This window comes from Sorangium sp. So ce363, from assembly GCF_051520435.1.
GTDB lineage: Bacteria > Myxococcota_A > Polyangia > Polyangiales > Polyangiaceae > Sorangium > Sorangium cellulosum_B.
Map to the genome: position 1 here is coordinate 9,271,796 of NZ_CP150333.1, position 15,620 is coordinate 9,287,415.

Sequence of the window (15,620 nt, forward strand, 5' to 3'; positions counted from 1 at the left end):
GTCGCGGCGCTCCCGCGCGCGAACCTACCGCGCGAAGCGCATCGTTTCGGCGGAGAAGCCGTCGCTGCCTCGGTTCGCCTTGTCGCGCGTCTCGTCGAATACATCCGCGATGCCGCCCGGGCCCCCTGGGCCGACCTCGAACGTGACGCGATCCAGGGTGAGCTGCTCGTCATCGGCATACGCGATGCCGATCGAGGGGCCGCCGGAGCCCCCACCGCCGTAGCCGCCCATGCCGCCCCAGCCGCCGTAGCCTCCTCGACAGGCGTGTTCGCCGCCCAGCTCCGGCGCCTGCCCCGGCGGGCCACCTTGCACGCCTTGCCCGCCCATCTGGCCTTCGCCCCCCCTGCCTCCGCCGCCGCCCGGGCCCGTAATGAGGCGCGTTTCCCGCAGGGTCAGCTTGCTGCCCGGATGGGCGAAGATCGCTATGCTCGCGCCACCTGCGCCGCCGCCGTAGCCGCCCGTGCCACCGCAGCCGCCGCCACCACCCGAGCCGCCAGACGCGCCGCCCAGCGCCGCGTTGCCGCAGGCGCTCCGGCCGCCCGGTGCGCCGCCGCCCCCGCCGCCCCCCTGGCCGGGCGCTCCCGTGCCGCCCTGGCTGCCGGGCACGCCTTCCCACCCAGCCGCAGTGAGGCGTCCACCCTGCCCGGCTGCGCCGGGCGCGCCCGACGCGCCGTCTCCCCCACGGCGGCCGTCCGCGCACGGAGCGCCGTCCTTCGCGCCCGCGCCGCCCACGCCCGCATCCCTGGAGTTCGGGGCCGGCAGCGGCTTGCCATCCTCGGCATCGCCACCGCGGTCCGGGGTCCCGTCGCCGCCTTTGCCGCCTGTCGACATCAGGTCGCCGCATACGGTCGTCACGGCGGGCGCGCCGGCCACGGTAGCTGCCGAGCAAGCGTCCCGGCCGATCGCTCCGATCTCCCCGTACGCTGGCTGCGAATCGACGTAGACCGCATCCTCGCCGTGCTTTCCTCCCCCGCCCCTGTCCGCCTTGATGACGCTCCGAAGCACCTCCACGACCGCGCCCGGCTCAAGCCTCATCGCAATGGAAGAGCGGTCCGGCTGCAATCTGCGCTTGTGGTCCACTCGCATGTCCACGATCGTCGATACGCCGTCGGTGGCCCCCTCGCCGTCGTCCTGCGCTGCCACCACGGTGATCGGGGGACCTCCCTCGTCTGGTGAATAGAGGATCGCAGGCTGGTTGGTCAGCCCTTCCGTGTAGTAACGCCATCTCGCCCAGCAAGCGAACCCGCCCCACAGATCGATGCCGGAGCGCAACGTGATGCCCTCGGCGTAAGAGTCGAGGCAGGCGAACACCCGCCCGCGAGCACGCGGCGCGAGCGCGACCGCACGGGCGAGCGTCTTCACCGGTTTCTCCATCGTGCCCGGATTGCTGTCGTCTCCAAACGACCGGCTCGCGAACACCCCGCACCCGGCCTGCACGCGCAGCGCGGCGAGCCCCTCGAGACACTCCTCTTCCGAGGGCGCGGCCGAGGGCTCTGGGTCGCAGGTGCCCCCCTCCGCGCACGGTGGGGCGAACGGCTCGGCTCCGCACCCCAGGGCGGTCGGAGAGGACAGCAGCACGATCCACGCAGCGGCTGTGATCTTCATGCTCTCTCTGTCCATCCCCGTGCGAAATCCCTTATTGGGGCGGCACAATCAGCTCCGGGAACTCCCAGAGGACGGCGGTCTGGCCATCCTCCCCTTTGGCGTTATCGTCGTCCGGATCGCCTCCGACTCCACCGACACCAGGAGCTCCCCAAGTCCAGTCGGCGCTCTCCGTGAGGTGAACACTGCTGTCCGCGCGCGCGATGGTGACGGAAATGCCTCCGAGCCCCCCGCCGCCATGACCGCCTTTGCCTCCGGCGCCACCCTCACCCCCATCGCACGCAAAGTAGGCTGCGGGTGCGATATACCCAGCGGGACCGCGTTCCCCACCGAAGCCACCTCCTTGCCCCCGCCCTCCGTTGCCGCCGCGACCGCCGTCCCCCGTGATGACCTCTGTCTTGTCCACCATGACGTGAGCATGGAGCGCGATGATCCCGAAGCTACCGCCCCCGTAGCCGCCGCCTTGACCACCGCGCCCCCCGCAGCCGCCACCCCCACCCGAGCCCCCGGATGGTCCGCCTTGCGGATCCACAGGGCGGCACTGCCCATTCGTTCCGACGCCGCCCCCGCCGCCGCCTCCCTGGCCGATCCCCCCGTTCTGGCCGTCCTGTCCCGAGAAACCCTGCCAGCCGCGCGCGCTGATGGTTCCGTACTTGAGCAGCTCCTCCAATCCCGTCCCGCCGCCGACCCCGTTCGCGCCGGGCTCCCCAGCGTCGCCCTTCTCGCCGGATGTGCATGTCATCCGCCCGCCCTTTCCCCCTTCGCCGTTGTCGACCGAGCCAGCCGCCGGTGCTGGTGCGCCTGGCTCGCCGTCGCCGCCCGCGGCGACGTCGCCGTCGCCGCCCGCGCCGCCGATCGACGTCGTGCCATCCTCGCACACGGTCATTTCCGGCAGAGCGCCCTCGTTCCAGTCCGCCAAGCACCCGGCCGCGCCTTGATGGCCAGGCGCCCCATCCGACGCCCGCCACGCTTGCGGAGCGCTCTCCCCGTCCGCCCCATCGGCCCCGTTCCCCGCCAGTATCTCGCTCGACACCACGTCCACCGCGGCGCCCTCCCGCACGATCATCCCGATGGACGACCCGCTCGGCCGCGTCGCGTCCGCCGCCACGAGCCGCACGCCGAACACCGCCGACGTCATGCTCGCCTCGCGCGCCTCCACGATGAGCGGCACCCGCTCGGGCCCCGGCGCGATCTCGGTGAAACGGTCCTTGCCGCCCCAGGTCCACGCCGCCGTGGAGCAGTCCCGGCCGCCCCATAGCTCGACGCCCGACGGCAGCGTGACCGCCTCCTCGAAGTCCTCCGCGCACGCGTACACCCGCCGCGGTCCCCCGGGCTCCGACGCCTTCTCCACCGCGCGCCGCAGCGTCCTGATGGGCGCTTCCCTCGTCCCGTTGCTCGCGTCGTCCCCGCGCCGCGCGACGAACACCCCGCACCCGTCCTTAGCCGGGCTCGTCGCGGGATCGCCGTCACACGGAGACGCCGGCAGCGCCGGCGGCGCCTCGTCGGGGAGCGGCTCGCAACTGTACGTCGTCGTGCAGTCCTCGGCATAGGAACACCCTGCGCCCCCCGCGGCGCTCCCGCAGCCGAGCGCGATCGCCGCGATCGAACGCAGCGTTCCTCGACCCTGCCTCCCGCGCGTCCCCATCACCCCTCGTCGTCTCACCACACGCTCTGAAGAACGAGCCCGGCCTGCGTTCCCGTCGCGCTCGGGACCACATGGACGCCTTCACGGGCCGGCGTGCCGCCGAGGAGCCATCCCTCCGCGAGGAACGATGCCGCCGTCGCGAGCCCGAACACGGCCCCCGTCGCTAGCGCCACGTTGCCGAGCGTGGCGAACCGACCCCGCTCGGTCGCCTCTTTGCGGATCTCCGCGCACGCCGAGGGCGCGTTCGGCCACCAGCACGTCGTCGACGTCCAGCCGCGCTGGCGGAGCACCACGTCCCGCTCGGCCAGGTTGCCGTCGATCACATCGGCCCGCAGCAGAAACACCGTGCCGGCCGCCAGCGCCGCCGTCGCCAGCGCCGCGCCCCCGATCCGCAGCTCCGTCAGGGGAAGCGCCCGCCGCGCCGCCGGAGGAGGCAACGGGGCCGCCGGCCGCGCCGGGCCGGCGCCGGCCACCACCGCCGCGGCGCGCTCCGGCGCGCGAGGCAACTTCAGGGTCAGCGAGCTGGCCTTGCCCGCCTGCCCGTCGAACGCGCCCACCGCCTCGCTGTGGCCGTCCAGCCGCGCCCGCACGGTGTGCTGCCCCGGCTCCAGGAACAGCTCGTACGTCGGCGCCCGGCGACCCAGCGCTTTGCCGTCGACGAAGACCTCGGCGTCCGGTGGACTCACACCCAGGTAGAGCGTCACCACCCGGCTCTCGGCCTTCAACAATCCTTCTTCGGCCCGCTCCGCCAGCAGGCTGCGGAGCGCGCCGCGGTGTCTCAAGCTCTGCGCCAGGTGGTCTGCCGCGTCTCGATAGCTGCCCAGCGCGAGCTCGCACAGGCCGAGCTCCGCGGCGATCTCGGCGCGCTCCGCGTCGGTCGTCCACGCCGCATCGGCCGCCTTCAGCGCCGCCTCGTACGCCGCCTCGGCCTCGGCCCATCGCCTGGCATCGCGCGCCCGACGAGCACGGCGCAGCAGATCCTCCGCGGTCGATGGCTCGTGGGTCCCCGCGATCGCATGGAGATCCTGCGCGCTCGCCACGCCCTCCAGCACCGCGACGACGCCGAGAAAGACGCACGGCAAGACGGAGAGGAGCGCATGGCGCACGCCACGGTGGATACTCCTGCACGCAAGCCCATGTCAACGCGCACCGTCCCGCGACCGCCGAGCCTCCTCGTATATCCGCCTCGTGGTCCAGTGAGCTCACGATGGTCGGAAATCGTCCTCAAGCCACCGGACACATGAGAATTTCAGCAACAATGATACAATGCACGACTCCGCTCCGGAGGGCCTTTGAGGACGGAACGAGCACCGCACCCACGACGGCTGCTGGGCCCCCGTCGAGATCCGCAGCCGGCAGAGGTGTGGCGGCGGAGGCGGAACCCTCACCGAGCCGCTGGTCCTCTCTTCGGGCTCGCCCACCGTCGAGCCACTCGCAGCGCCTCTTGCGAGGACTCGGTCGATTTTTTCGATTTTTTGACCGTCGGGCCGGGCTCGGATCGTCTGCTGGACCGTGGACCGACCAACGCCGACCTGCCCTGTACCCGCCCGCGTGAGAGCGCTCATCAGCTACGTTGGCGTGCCCGAGCGGGACCGCGACGACGTCGCGCAAGACGCGATGGTGCGGCTCTGGGAGCGGCGGGAGCAGGCCCGATCGGCGAGGAACCCGAGCGCGTGGTGCGACAGCGTCGTCCTGAACACGGCCCGCGATCACCGGCGGGCGTCGCGCAGGCGCGAGGAGGCGCTCACGGGCCTCGACGAGGCGGCGCTCTGCGACGAGCGGGAGAGCCCCGAGGATCACGCCATCGCTCGCCAGGAGGCGGCGCTGGTGCGGCAGCTCATCGAGGAGATCGGCGAGCGGTGCCGCGGGGTGTTCATCGCGTGCGAGCTCCTGGAGCGGCCGATCGCCGACGTCGCCCGAGAGCAGGAGATCCCGCTGGAGACGGCACGAAGTCGCCTGCGCCGGGCCTGGGAGGAGTTCGAAGAGGCGGCGGCCCGCTGGGAAGCGAGGCAACGAGGCCGCGGCGCTCGCCGGCTGCGCGCCGCGCTGTTCCCGCCCTGGCTCCTGGAGCGGTGTTCCTGGCGGCGACGTAGTCCCGCGCGCTGGATGGCGCGAGGCTTCGCCGTCGCTTGTGCGGCGGCGCTCGGTGTGCTGGCCGTGGGCCCGATGGAGCCCGTCGCGCCTCTCCGCCCCTGCATGGCCACCCTGCTCTCCAGGAGGACGACCGAGCCGGCGACCGGGCAGGCCGCGCGGGACCCCGCCGAGCCGGCGCGCGTGAGCGGTGCGCTGGGCGGGGCGGTGATGGCCCCTCCGGCGCTGGATGGGGCGATGGCGGCCCCTGCCGTCACCGCCGTGCCGACAGGCTGGCCAGCGGCGCAGCGCCCGAGCATCAGCTCCCGCGAGCGAGAGCTGATCGCCCGCGCACGGACGGCCATGGCGGCCGGTGATGTCGTGTCGCTCGTCGAGGCGCGACGCCTGCTGGAGGAGCACGGGCGGAGATTCCCGCGCGGTCGCCTGGCGGGTGAACGCGAGGCCAAGCTGGCCGGGCTCAGGTGATGACCGCGCAGTAAACATCGACGCGAACGACGTGGCCTTCGTCATGGAGGCGGAGCTAAACCACCGTGGTTCGCGGCCTTCGTCGTAAGGGATTGAGCGCCTCCTGAGAGGGCGTCGCGCGCCGAGCGACGCCCTCAGAGGAGCGATCGTGTCCGCGCGCGGACGAGCGTTCGCGCGGAGCACTCACGTTTCACTTGGAGGCGAACCATGGAGCTTCTGGCGCTGCCCTCGCGCGGGGTGATGATGCATTCCATCAGAACACACGTCTTCGCCGAGGAGCGGGCTCCTCCGGTCCAGCACGACAGGACGGTTCTTTCAAGCGCAGTCGGCGCGCCTCGCACCGCGCAGCGGACGGCGGCGCAGCCGGGACCTCGGAAGAACGAGGTGAAGCCTGCCGCGAGCCCGTCTCGGGCTCATGCGTTCCAATGCCTCTTTCAAGCAGAAACGATTCGGCGCGTTCGCTGGTGGCTCGCGCGGCTCCGTGTGCCCGAGCGCGATCGGCACGACCTGAGCCAGGACGTCTTCCTGGCGGCTGTCATGAGCTTCGGCAACTATGACCCCTCGCGCGGCCCGATCGCGCGGTGGCTGAACGGCCTGGCGGTGAACCTGGCTGCGCGTTACCACGCAAAGGCTTCTCGGCGGAACGAGGTCATCACGGATCCCGTGGAGCTGAGCGAGGCCGGCGAGAGCGCGACCGCCCTCGAGCTCCTGCTCGCAGCGGAGCGGCGGCGCCTGATGAGATCGATCCTCCGGGAGCTACCGTTCGAGCTGGTTTCGGTGCTGGTCCAGCGCGACCTCCACGAGATCCCCATGAGAGACATCGCGGAGACGAGAGAGCTGCCCCTCAGCACGGCGTACAAGCGGCGCACGAGAGCGCTCCGGGGCGCGCAGGAAGCGCTCGCGAGGCGCCTCGCTGCGGAGGAGGAGCGCACCACGAAGCCCCGGGCTCACACGCGACCGGGAGCATGGTGAAGCATCGAAAGAAAGAGCAGCCTCGCGAAACCCGACCCGATTACGGGCAGGCAGCTCGGCAGCCTCGCGACCGGATCCGGTTGCCGGCAAGCAGCTGGCTACAGGCACGTGTTGTCGACGACCACGCCGGTCTCCTGGAAGCGCAGGGTCCCGGGCTCCCCGTCGAGCGTGACGGTGATATCCATGTCGATGATGCACGGGATGCCGGTGTTCGGCTCAGCCTCCCACGACATCGTCCCGGTGGCCCCGGTCACGGTATAAGTGCGCTCGTCGGGGTCCGGCATGCCCGTGTCGGTGCAATCGCCCATCTGGTCGGTGAGGGCCACGTCCAGCACGCCCCAGAGGTCCTCCAGCTCGACCCCGGCATAGAGCGGATCGCTGTCGGCGAACGCCGCGATCGAGATCGCCAGACACCGATCTTCTCGCAGGTCGGCGTGGTGCACGTAGACACGGTCGTGATCGGCGATCACGTAATCTGCGCTTGCGCAAACCGTATCCCTCGACGTGTTCACCCCGGCCGCGTGCGCCATGCACTCATTACAATAGGTGCGCTGATCGCACCCGCAGACCCCCTGACATTCGTCCGGACATTCCCCGACCCTCGGCCTCGGCGTGCATTCGCCCTGCGCCTCTGCGGAGCACGTCGTGTCGCGCGCCGCGCAGTACTCCGTCTCGCCGCAGGTCGCTCCCGCGCTCCCTCCGCAGGCGACCGGCGCTGCGCCTCCGCTTCCGCCTCCGCCGTCGCCGGTCGTACCGCCGCCAGCGCTGCTGCTCATGCTGCCGCCCGCGCCGCCCACACCGCCGGCCCCGACCGGCGACACGTTTTCATCATCGCTGCATGCGGCGAGGAGCAGTCCGCACAGCACGGAGCCAAGGAGTTCATGTCTCATGAACGGACTATGCCATGACCGCTCGCCGGAGAGGAGCGGCCAGGGCGGTGTCATGCCCCTGTCGATCTCCGAAACGCCCGGCCCCTTGCGGAAGCAATGCCGCGCTTCCGCCGGCAAATCGCTCCAGCCAGCGCCAGCGCGATCGCCGCGAGCGGCGCTCCGAGCGAGCCGTGCGCGCCGGCCACGGTGCAGCCGCAGCCGCTGTCCGCGCCGGAGCCGCCCGCGGCGGCCCCGCCCGAACCGCCGCCTGACCCGCCGCCGCCGCCGCTGCCTCCCGTGACGCCGCTGCCGGCCGGATCCGTGAGGCCGCCGCCCGCGCCGGAGTCCAGGCTCGTTCCCGTCGAGCCGCCGGTCCCGCTGGCCGCTGTCGTGCTCGTGTCCTCCACGCAGGCGCCGCCGGCGCAGGTCTGCCCGCTCGGGCACACCGCTCCAGCGCACGAGTCCACGCACGTGCCCGCGTCGCAGCGCTGGCCAGGCGGGCACGCGACGCCAACGCAGGCCGACTCTCTGCAAAGCCCGCTCGCCTCCTCGCACGTGCGCCCGCTCGAGCACGGCGTGCACGGGCACTCCGGCTTGCACACGCCGCCGTCGCAGACCGTGCCCTCCTCGCACGTCACGGTGCTGCACGGGTCGACGCACACCCCGACCCGGCACACCGTCGGGGAGGGGCACTGCACTCCATCACAAGGCGCGCGGCACCGCCCGCCGACGCACACCTCGCCCGCGTCGCAGGCGACCTCAGCGCAGGCGGGCTCGACACAGAACCCCGCTGCATTACATGCCTTGTCCGAGGGGCACACGAACTCGCCCCTGCCGCACGCCTGCACGCACACGCCCCGGTCGCAGACGTGCTCCGGCGGGCAGAGGTCGCCTTCGTCGGCGGTGCCGTTGCAATCGTTGTCGAGCCCATCGCAGGTCTCCTGCGACGACGGCACGAGCCCCTGGCAGGTGAGCCCATCCGCCGCGCACTGGGTCACCCCTGGCGCGCACACGCCGGGCAGCCCGGTATCGCACGGCTCGCCGCCGCCGGTGCAGGTGAGTCCGCTGAAGAAGTAGACATAATCGTTGTAGTCGCCATCGTTGTTGAAGTCGCCAGGGTTCCGGCCGACGTCGCCATCCTCGAACGCGACGTAAAACGCGTTCGGCGTCACCGTCGAAGCATAGATGACGGCGGTGACCCAGGGTCCGGGCGTGGCGCAGCCCGTGCACACCTGATTCCAACGCTGCTCGGAGTAGTGGGTCTGCGCGCCGATGAGGGCGAAGCCGATCTGCCCGCCCGCATAGGCTGGATCGCTCCGGATATCCGCGGCGGTGATGACGGTGCCGACCGAGGAGCCGGCGGGGACGATCTCGTGGATGTCGTCGATCGCCGGCGGCGCCGTGGCAGCGGGGTCGACGTTGTACCAGCCGACCCCGAGGCGAGACCCTGTCTGCCGGAGCACCAGCTCCGCCGTGAAGCCGCAGAGCGGCGAGAACGTGGACGGCTCGGTGTTCCCATCGGCCTGGTAGTCGAGCGCCTCTCCCCGGTTGGCGAACAGGGTGTAGAGCTGGACCTCGTTGTTCCTCGAGTCCTGCGGCATGACGCTGCCGTTCGGCTGCGTGACCAGCGCGCTCGCGGGGAGCGACGAGAGGCCGATAAAGAGCGCTCCCGAAAGGATCAAAGCGTATTTCATCACCTGGTGATACCGAGACGCGCGCCCCAGCGTCAACGGAAACATTCCGCGACAGCAGACAGACGAAATGTCGGGCGCCCGCCTACAACACCGCTCCGTTGACGCTCATGAGCGTGAAAGCCTCTGCGCTCGCGGCGGCCGCGACCCGGGCGCTCAGGCGACGCTGCGCGCAGGCCCGGACGCGGGCGCGGCGCCGTACGTGGCGCGATAGCGCTCGTACCGCTCGAGGAGCTCGCCCGTGGTCTTGGGCATCGGCACGCGCGCGCGCGTGATGTACGAGATCACGTTCTTGCCACGGACGATCAGCTCGACGCCCCGGGCGGCCTGCTCCCGCTCATGGGGCGAGGCGTCCGCGCCGAGCAGCGGCTGGAAGCCGGCGAGCTTCTCCGCCGACACGACGAACGACGTCCAGACCTCGAAGATGTCGTCGTCGGTGCGCAGCGTCTCGCACTTGATCTTGGCCGCGTGCGCGAACTCGCGGGCCAGGCGGTCCAGCCCGGCGAACATCGGCGAGCCAGCGAAGGTGGCGATCATCGCGTCGCGAATGCCGTCGATCGCCCTCATGCTCTGGGCGATCTTGACATACCGGCTGTTGTAGAACGCCTCGATCGGGAACGAGAACGCCTTGAAGGGCTCGCCCCAGAGCTCGTCGAGGCCCTCCTCGCCGCTGCGGTGGAGCACCATCTTCCCGAGCGTCAGCGCCTCGAGGAGGTGCTCTCCGCACTCGCGCATCAGGGCATTGTCGGGCTCGATGGTGACGCCGAGCTCCTGGATCTCGACGAGCTTGGTGAAGATATCCGTCGCTCGATTGAAGATCGCGCCCGCGAGCATGGCGGCCTTGACGCGCTTCCGCTGCGGATCGGTCTCCGACTCGAAGGCGAGCCGCGCCTCGTCCAGCCGTTTCCCTGGGACGTTGATGCCGTGCTCGACGTGGTTGAACAGGCGCCGCGTCAGCGCCTCGATGAGGCGCTTCTTCGCGAGCAGCGTGTCGGCCGGCGCCTCGTAGGCCTTGATCCAGTAACCGTAGTAGTAGACCCGCAGCTGGCCGTCGATGATCTGCTTCTTCCCGAGCGGTATCGCGCTTTCCATGGCCCGCCTCCGATCGGCTGCCAGGCGGCGCCCCTGCGCGGGAGGCGCGCGGGGGAGCATGCCCGTGCGACAGCCGAGTAGCATGGGCGCAAGGCGGCCCGCAAGACGTGAGCGACGCGATCCGGCGGAGTTCTCCGCCGGAAACCGGGACTTAACCGACAGGAAAGACAGCGGCTCGCGGCGTCGCCGCGGCCGAGCGCCAGCCCGCGCGCCCGCCGACCTCGGGGGCTACTGCGCGCACCCCTCGAGCTCGGCCATCATGCGCCAGAACGCCATGGCCTTGTTCTCGCAGGCGCCCTGGGTCGTGTGGGTATGCTCGTATTCCGCGTTGCCGGACGTCTCCACGTCGTAACGCGGGTGCTGCATCGGGATCTCGACGCCGTCCACCGTCGTTGTGTGCCGCTCGCCGTCCGCGTGGACGTCGAGGTCCTCGAAGTCATAGAGGATCTTCCCATGCTCCCGGCAGAAATCGCGGATCTGCTGGTTGCGCTCCGTGCGGTTCACGCCGTTGTACTCCTCGTCACCGGGCCCCGTCATGTAGATGAAGGTCACCTCCGGGAACTCCTGCCCGAGCGCGTCGAGCACGTCGAGGTACCGCTGCACGTCCTCCTCGGTCTGCTCGGAGATCTCCGAGGACCACGCCCACATCGAGTACCGGATTTCCGGGTGCCCTCCGAGGATGGTGCGCACGTCGTTGATCCCGGCCTCGGTCGCCCAGTACTCCTCGCCCGGGATGAGGTCGGTGTCGATCATCCCGTCCCACATCAGGAAGGCGCCTTCCTGCTGCGGGACGTCGCAATACTCCGTCTCGAAGGCGTAGGTAGGGGTCTTCGCCTCGATGCTCTCGGCGCCGACGATGATCTGGAAGCCGTGCGAGCGGTGGGCGTAGTGGAAGACGAAGTCCCCCGACCTGAGCGCCTCGGCGCAGCTCGCCGGGATACCGTCCAGGCTCGCGTGCCGGTGGTCGAAGGTCCGCGCGTTCGCGGGATCGGGATTGGGATCGCCGCCGGACGCCGTCGTCACCCCGCCGCTCGACGCCGACGCCGACGTCGACGCGCCGCCCGACCCCGCGGTCGACCCGCTGGTCGCCCCGCCGCCCGACCCCGCCGTGGTCGCCCCGCCGCCCGACCCGGCGGTCGCCCCGCCGCCCGTTCCACTCTGGTCTGCCGGGCTGTCGTCTTCTCCGCAGGCCAGCGCGCCGAGAGCGAGGGAGAGACCAGCAGCGATGATAGTTGAATTGCAAAATAATTTGTTCATTGCAGTGTGGAGTCTAGACGGAGGCAAGGGGATCGCAATAGCTCTCGCGGGCGGTCTCGTGCTGCCGCGCGGGGGTTCGGAGGCGGGGGCGTCGTGGTGTCTCGCGGCGCCGGCGCCGGCGCCGGCGCGGGCTCCGGCGGACCGCCGCGGAGGCCCGGCGTGCTGCGCTGCGCAAGCAAGGCCGGTGCTCCGCGCGCGAATGCGCAGCGTCGGCGCGCGCAGCGTCCGCGCTCGCCGTCGTCCCGAGCGCGTCCCCCTCGCCGAACACCGCCGCTGTCAGGAACGTCACGCACCGACGGCGCTCTCGACGCCCGCGTCGGACCCGGGCCTGCCACGGCGATCCGGGGAGCCATCTCGTGGCCATGTCGAGCCCGAGGCGCCCGGAACGTGGCGCACAGAAGGATAATCCATCTGACATCTCCCGCCTCGTCGTGGCCGGCGCCTTTCCTATCCTGTACGCTCCCCTCGCCTCCCTCGGCTATCAGGAGGAAGCCATCACCATGCAGTTCGCTCCGGATTCCGTCGTAGGTGGGAAGTATCGTCTCGAACGACCTCTCTCGCACGGCGGGATGGGCTCGGTGTGGGTGGCGCGACACGTCAACTTGGGCTCTCTCGTCGCGGTCAAGTTCATGGACCCGACCTATGCTGCGTCGTCGACGTTCCTCGCCCGCTTCGCGCGTGAAGCCAGGATCGCGGCGAGCCTCCAGAGCCCACACGTCGTCTACGTCCAGGACTTTGGCGTCGACGACGACACTCCGTACCTCGTGATGGAGCTGCTTCAGGGCGAGGACCTGGGCACGCGCCTCTTGCGCGTCGGCCGGCTCTCTCTCGTGGACGCCACCCTGATCCTGGTGCAGGCCGGCAAGGCCATCCGTCGCGCGCACGACGCCGGCCTCGTCCATCGCGATCTCAAGCCTGCCAACCTGTTCCTCGTGCGCGTCGAGGGAGAGCAGGACGAGGTCGTCAAGATCCTCGACTTCGGCATCGTCAAGGACACCGGCGCGGCGCTGACGGAAGAGGTGACCCGCACCGGCGAGCTGCTCGGCTCGCCCCACTACATGAGCCCGGAGCAGGTCCGGGGCGAAAAGGACATCGATCAGCGCAGCGATCTCTGGTCGCTCGGGGTCATCCTCTTCTATGGCGTCACCGGCGAGCTGCCCTTTCAGGGGGCCCAGCTCGGCGCGGTGATCGCCAACATCCTGGTCGGTCCGGTGCCCAGCGCGTCCCTGATCGCGCCCGACCTGCCGCCGGCGATCGATGCCTTTTTCGCGCGGGCGCTGGCCCGCGAGCGGGCGGAGCGCTTCCAGTCGGTCGGAGAGATGATGGGCGAGCTCCGCCGTGTCGCGGGCATGGCGTCTCCATCGATTCCGGATCTGCAATCCCCGTGCTCCGGCGTGCCGAGCACCGCTCGGCCGAGGCTCAGCGGGACGATAGCGCTCGACGTCGCCAAGCTCGACGAGCCGGCGGCCACGCCCCGCTCGGCGAGGCCAGGCACCCTGACCGGCGCCGGATCGACGGCGCAGGAGGCCCGACTTCAGAGACCTCAGCGCGCGAGGCTGGTGATCGGCATGGCGATGGCGATGCTCGTCGGCGCCAGCGTCACCATCGCGCTGCGTCGGGGCGGATCGAGCGCCGGGGGCGAGGCGGGCGCGAAGGTCGCCTCGGCCGGCGCGCCGGCGTCGGAGGAGGTCGCCGCCAGCGCGTCGGCAGAGGTCGAGCGCTCCTCGGAGCCGCTGGAGAGCGTGACGCCCGCGGCGCCCGTTGCGGAGGCGACGGGCTCTGCAGCGGACGCCGCCGGCGAGACGGCAGCGCCACCGGCGCCCTCGACGTCCACCACGGCAGCACGGCCGCCGTCGAGCGCCACGCCCAGGACACCACACACGGGTGTCCCCGCTCCTTCCAGGAGGCCGCCGATCCCGCCGACGACCGCGCCGGGGCTCGACCGCGCGCCGATTCCGGAGGTGCCCTTCTAGAGCGACGGTCACCCGCTTCGGATACGGGCCCACCTCGACGTTTTCGGTGCTCAGCGCACCGGAGTGCGCTTGCGCGCCGAAAACGCCGATCTGGGCCCGTCTCCTGTGCGGGAGACCGCCGCTCTGCTGCCGCTCTGCTCTGGATGGTGCAGAGGTGGGCGGAAACCGCTGTAGCGCGGAGATCGCTGCTCTTTCGCCGGGTGTCGCCCGTCTTCGTCGCTGGCGGTGCGTCGCCGAGAGGCGTCCGGGGAGGGCGGCGCGGCCGCTCGGAAACGCGGGTGAGATTGTCGAGCGACCTCCGGATCCCGGCGGGGCCGACCCCGGGTTCGAGTCGGCGACGCCGAGATTCCGTCCAAACATGCCGGGCCAGCGGACACGACTGCACAGGAATGTAGCCGTGGAGCCCCACCCTGCCCATCGGCGAGGCCCTTCCCCGGCGGGAGGCATCGCTGCCGAGGCACCGGAGGCACGTCCTCTTGACACGAGACGACATCTCCGCTGTTCTTCCAGATCGGGATAGCTATGGGTAGCCGCGGAAGCAGCGAGTAGCGAGACGATGACCCCGGCTGCGCAGCACGCTTTGCCCTCGTCGAGCAAGGCCCCTCAGCGCTTCGGATTGGCCCCCATCTGCGGTCAACCTCTCCTGGGCAAGCGACGATGCCGAACAAATTGCCTACATATCAAAGAACTCCCCTTCGCTCCGATACCATCCACAACGACAACCCGACGCACATGATCGACCATCGGAGCATGCGCTCCTACGAGTGCCGCAGGGTTCTCCCCGGGGCACGAGCGCTCGTCGTCGCGCTCGCGATGACAGCGGCATCGTCCGCCTCGGCCGGCGTACTCGAGGCTGAGTGGGCCACGATGATGGATCACGACATTGTCGTTGAGCAGCAAGACGGCGGTCATCTCGAGGGCAAGCTCATCGGCGTGGAAGAGGCGACAATCCGCTTGATACAACGAGATGGGCATATGGTCACGATGGACCGAACGTCCATCCAATCCGCACGCATCCGCGTCGACGACGGTCAACCCGCGCAGGGCGGACCGCCTCCGGCCTCGCTCAGCGAGCCGGCGCCGACGCCTGTCCCCGCGAACGCAACGCTGACATTCGATGGCCTGCTTGGCCGGCAGGCCGTCATCGTGACCGGCGATGGAGAGGTCGTGGGGAAGCTGGTCGAGCTGAGCAACAACGCTGTGGTAATCGAGCTGGACGACGGTGAACGGTTGACCGTCGATCGCACATTGATCCTGGCTACGCGGCGGCGGTTTTCACGCCAGCTCCACCAACCCGTCCCGGACGCGACCGACGATGCGGCGCTCAAAGCGCCGTCCTTTACGGTTGGAGTGTCGGCCTTGAATCGGTGCGTTCACGACCAAGGCGAAGCCCATGGGCGCGCTCGGGCTCGGCCTGCGAGGAACGCTCTTCAAGTACGCCTATGCCGAACTTGGTGCTGGGCTCGCGTTTGCTGCCCAATCAGGCGGATTCAATGAGACCGCTTGCGTGGTCGATGCCAATGGCCAGTTGACCGACGAGTGTGAGACGTCCAAATCCAGCGTTGTAGGGTTCACATTCACGGCAGAGGCCGGACTGATGCATCGAATTCTGGGACGTCCCACATCTCATGGCGACGCATTCCAGGTTGCCTTTCTTGCCGGCGTGGGTCACCAGGGCTTGCATCTCACACGCTCAGCCAAGCATAGCGGACCATGCCCAACTTGCGCCGCGGAGCGCCTGGACATCGATGGCGGAGCCTACCTGGCACCGGGGCTCGAACTGTCGAATGCAACAAGACGAGGTTCCGCGGTTGGTCTCCAGATAGCATATCGATATTTCCTCGGCGGAGACATCGGCCACGCGCTGCGGCTCGGCCTGTTCCTGGACGCCTGGTGAGGATACCCGCATCAAACGGTCGCTCAGACAGGCAATCGAGACCGCACCGCCGCCCTGATCCCGAAC

12 protein-coding genes are annotated in these 15,620 nt (G+C 70.3%); 5 read left to right on the plus strand and 7 right to left on the minus strand.

The window, feature by feature from the left end; genetic code table 11:
- Positions 1-24: 24 nt before the first annotated feature.
- The 3 genes from WMF12_RS34885 to WMF12_RS34895 are packed head-to-tail and all read right to left on the minus strand — an operon-like array spanning position 25 to position 4,353.
- On the minus strand, positions 25-1,605 hold the full coding sequence (locus WMF12_RS34885) for a hypothetical protein (protein ID WP_437852317.1): 1,581 nt from the start codon (positions 1,603-1,605) through the stop codon (positions 25-27).
- A gap of 31 nt (positions 1,606-1,636) precedes the next feature.
- Positions 1,637-3,265 (minus strand): hypothetical protein, encoded by a 1,629-nt coding sequence (locus WMF12_RS34890; RefSeq protein ID WP_437852318.1) that lies wholly within the window; start codon positions 3,263-3,265, stop codon positions 1,637-1,639.
- A complete protein-coding gene (locus tag WMF12_RS34895) occupies positions 3,262-4,353 on the minus strand; it encodes a PEGA domain-containing protein (protein ID WP_437852319.1) in 1,092 nt (363 codons plus the stop codon). The genes WMF12_RS34890 and WMF12_RS34895 overlap by 4 nt, the downstream gene beginning before the upstream one ends.
- A gap of 445 nt (positions 4,354-4,798) precedes the next feature.
- Between WMF12_RS34895 and WMF12_RS34900 the strand changes: the two genes are divergently transcribed.
- Together WMF12_RS34900 and WMF12_RS34905 are read left to right on the plus strand one after the other, a co-directional pair.
- Positions 4,799-5,803 (plus strand): sigma-70 family RNA polymerase sigma factor, encoded by a 1,005-nt coding sequence (locus tag WMF12_RS34900; protein ID WP_437852320.1) that lies wholly within the window; start codon positions 4,799-4,801, stop codon positions 5,801-5,803.
- 243 nt (positions 5,804-6,046) lie between these two features.
- Positions 6,047-6,775, plus strand: coding sequence for an RNA polymerase sigma factor (locus WMF12_RS34905; RefSeq protein ID WP_437873920.1), 729 nt, complete (start codon positions 6,047-6,049; stop codon positions 6,773-6,775).
- 98 nt (positions 6,776-6,873) lie between these two features.
- On the opposite strand, the gene WMF12_RS34910 is transcribed toward WMF12_RS34905, so the two are convergent.
- From WMF12_RS34910 to WMF12_RS34925, 4 genes are all read right to left on the minus strand, one after another.
- Positions 6,874-7,665: a hypothetical protein gene (locus WMF12_RS34910; RefSeq protein ID WP_437852321.1), complete on the minus strand. Its 792-nt coding sequence runs from the start codon at positions 7,663-7,665 to the stop codon at positions 6,874-6,876.
- Positions 7,666-7,715: 50 nt separating this feature from the next.
- Complete coding sequence (locus tag WMF12_RS34915; protein ID WP_437852322.1) at positions 7,716-9,338, minus strand: hypothetical protein; 1,623 nt, start codon at positions 9,336-9,338, stop codon at positions 7,716-7,718.
- Between the two features lie 153 nt (positions 9,339-9,491).
- Positions 9,492-10,427, minus strand: coding sequence for a hypothetical protein (locus tag WMF12_RS34920; protein WP_437741016.1), 936 nt, complete (start codon positions 10,425-10,427; stop codon positions 9,492-9,494).
- Positions 10,428-10,655: 228 nt separating this feature from the next.
- A complete protein-coding gene (locus tag WMF12_RS34925; RefSeq protein WP_437852323.1) occupies positions 10,656-11,450 on the minus strand; it encodes a hypothetical protein in 795 nt (264 codons plus the stop codon).
- A 734-nt stretch (positions 11,451-12,184) separates the two neighbouring features.
- Here WMF12_RS34925 and WMF12_RS34930 point away from each other — a divergent pair.
- From WMF12_RS34930 to WMF12_RS34940, 3 genes are all read left to right on the plus strand, one after another.
- Positions 12,185-13,657, plus strand: a complete 1,473-nt coding sequence (locus tag WMF12_RS34930) for a protein kinase domain-containing protein (protein ID WP_437852324.1) — start codon at positions 12,185-12,187, stop codon at positions 13,655-13,657.
- Positions 13,658-14,314: 657 nt separating this feature from the next.
- Positions 14,315-15,154, plus strand: coding sequence for a hypothetical protein (locus tag WMF12_RS34935; protein WP_437852325.1), 840 nt, complete (start codon positions 14,315-14,317; stop codon positions 15,152-15,154).
- 10 nt (positions 15,155-15,164) lie between these two features.
- Entirely contained in the window at positions 15,165-15,554 is a 390-nt protein-coding gene (locus WMF12_RS34940; protein WP_437852326.1) for a hypothetical protein, read from the plus strand.
- Positions 15,555-15,620 lie beyond the last annotated feature (66 nt).

What these genes read in the sequence shown, in the direction of transcription:
- WMF12_RS34935 (WP_437852325.1), top strand. Translation starts at nt 14,315, where the DNA reads ATGCCGAACAAATTGCCTACATATCAAAGAACTCCCCTTCGCTCCGAT.
- WMF12_RS34920 (WP_437741016.1), bottom strand. Translation starts at nt 10,427, where the DNA reads ATGGAAAGCGCGATACCGCTCGGGAAGAAGCAGATCATCGACGGCCAG.
- WMF12_RS34905 (WP_437873920.1), top strand. Translation starts at nt 6,047, where the DNA reads ATGCATTCCATCAGAACACACGTCTTCGCCGAGGAGCGGGCTCCTCCG.
- WMF12_RS34930 (WP_437852324.1), top strand. Translation starts at nt 12,185, where the DNA reads ATGCAGTTCGCTCCGGATTCCGTCGTAGGTGGGAAGTATCGTCTCGAA.
- WMF12_RS34885 (WP_437852317.1), bottom strand. Translation starts at nt 1,605, where the DNA reads ATGAAGATCACAGCCGCTGCGTGGATCGTGCTGCTGTCCTCTCCGACC.
- WMF12_RS34915 (WP_437852322.1), bottom strand. Translation starts at nt 9,338, where the DNA reads ATGAAATACGCTTTGATCCTTTCGGGAGCGCTCTTTATCGGCCTCTCG.
- WMF12_RS34910 (WP_437852321.1), bottom strand. Translation starts at nt 7,665, where the DNA reads ATGAGACATGAACTCCTTGGCTCCGTGCTGTGCGGACTGCTCCTCGCC.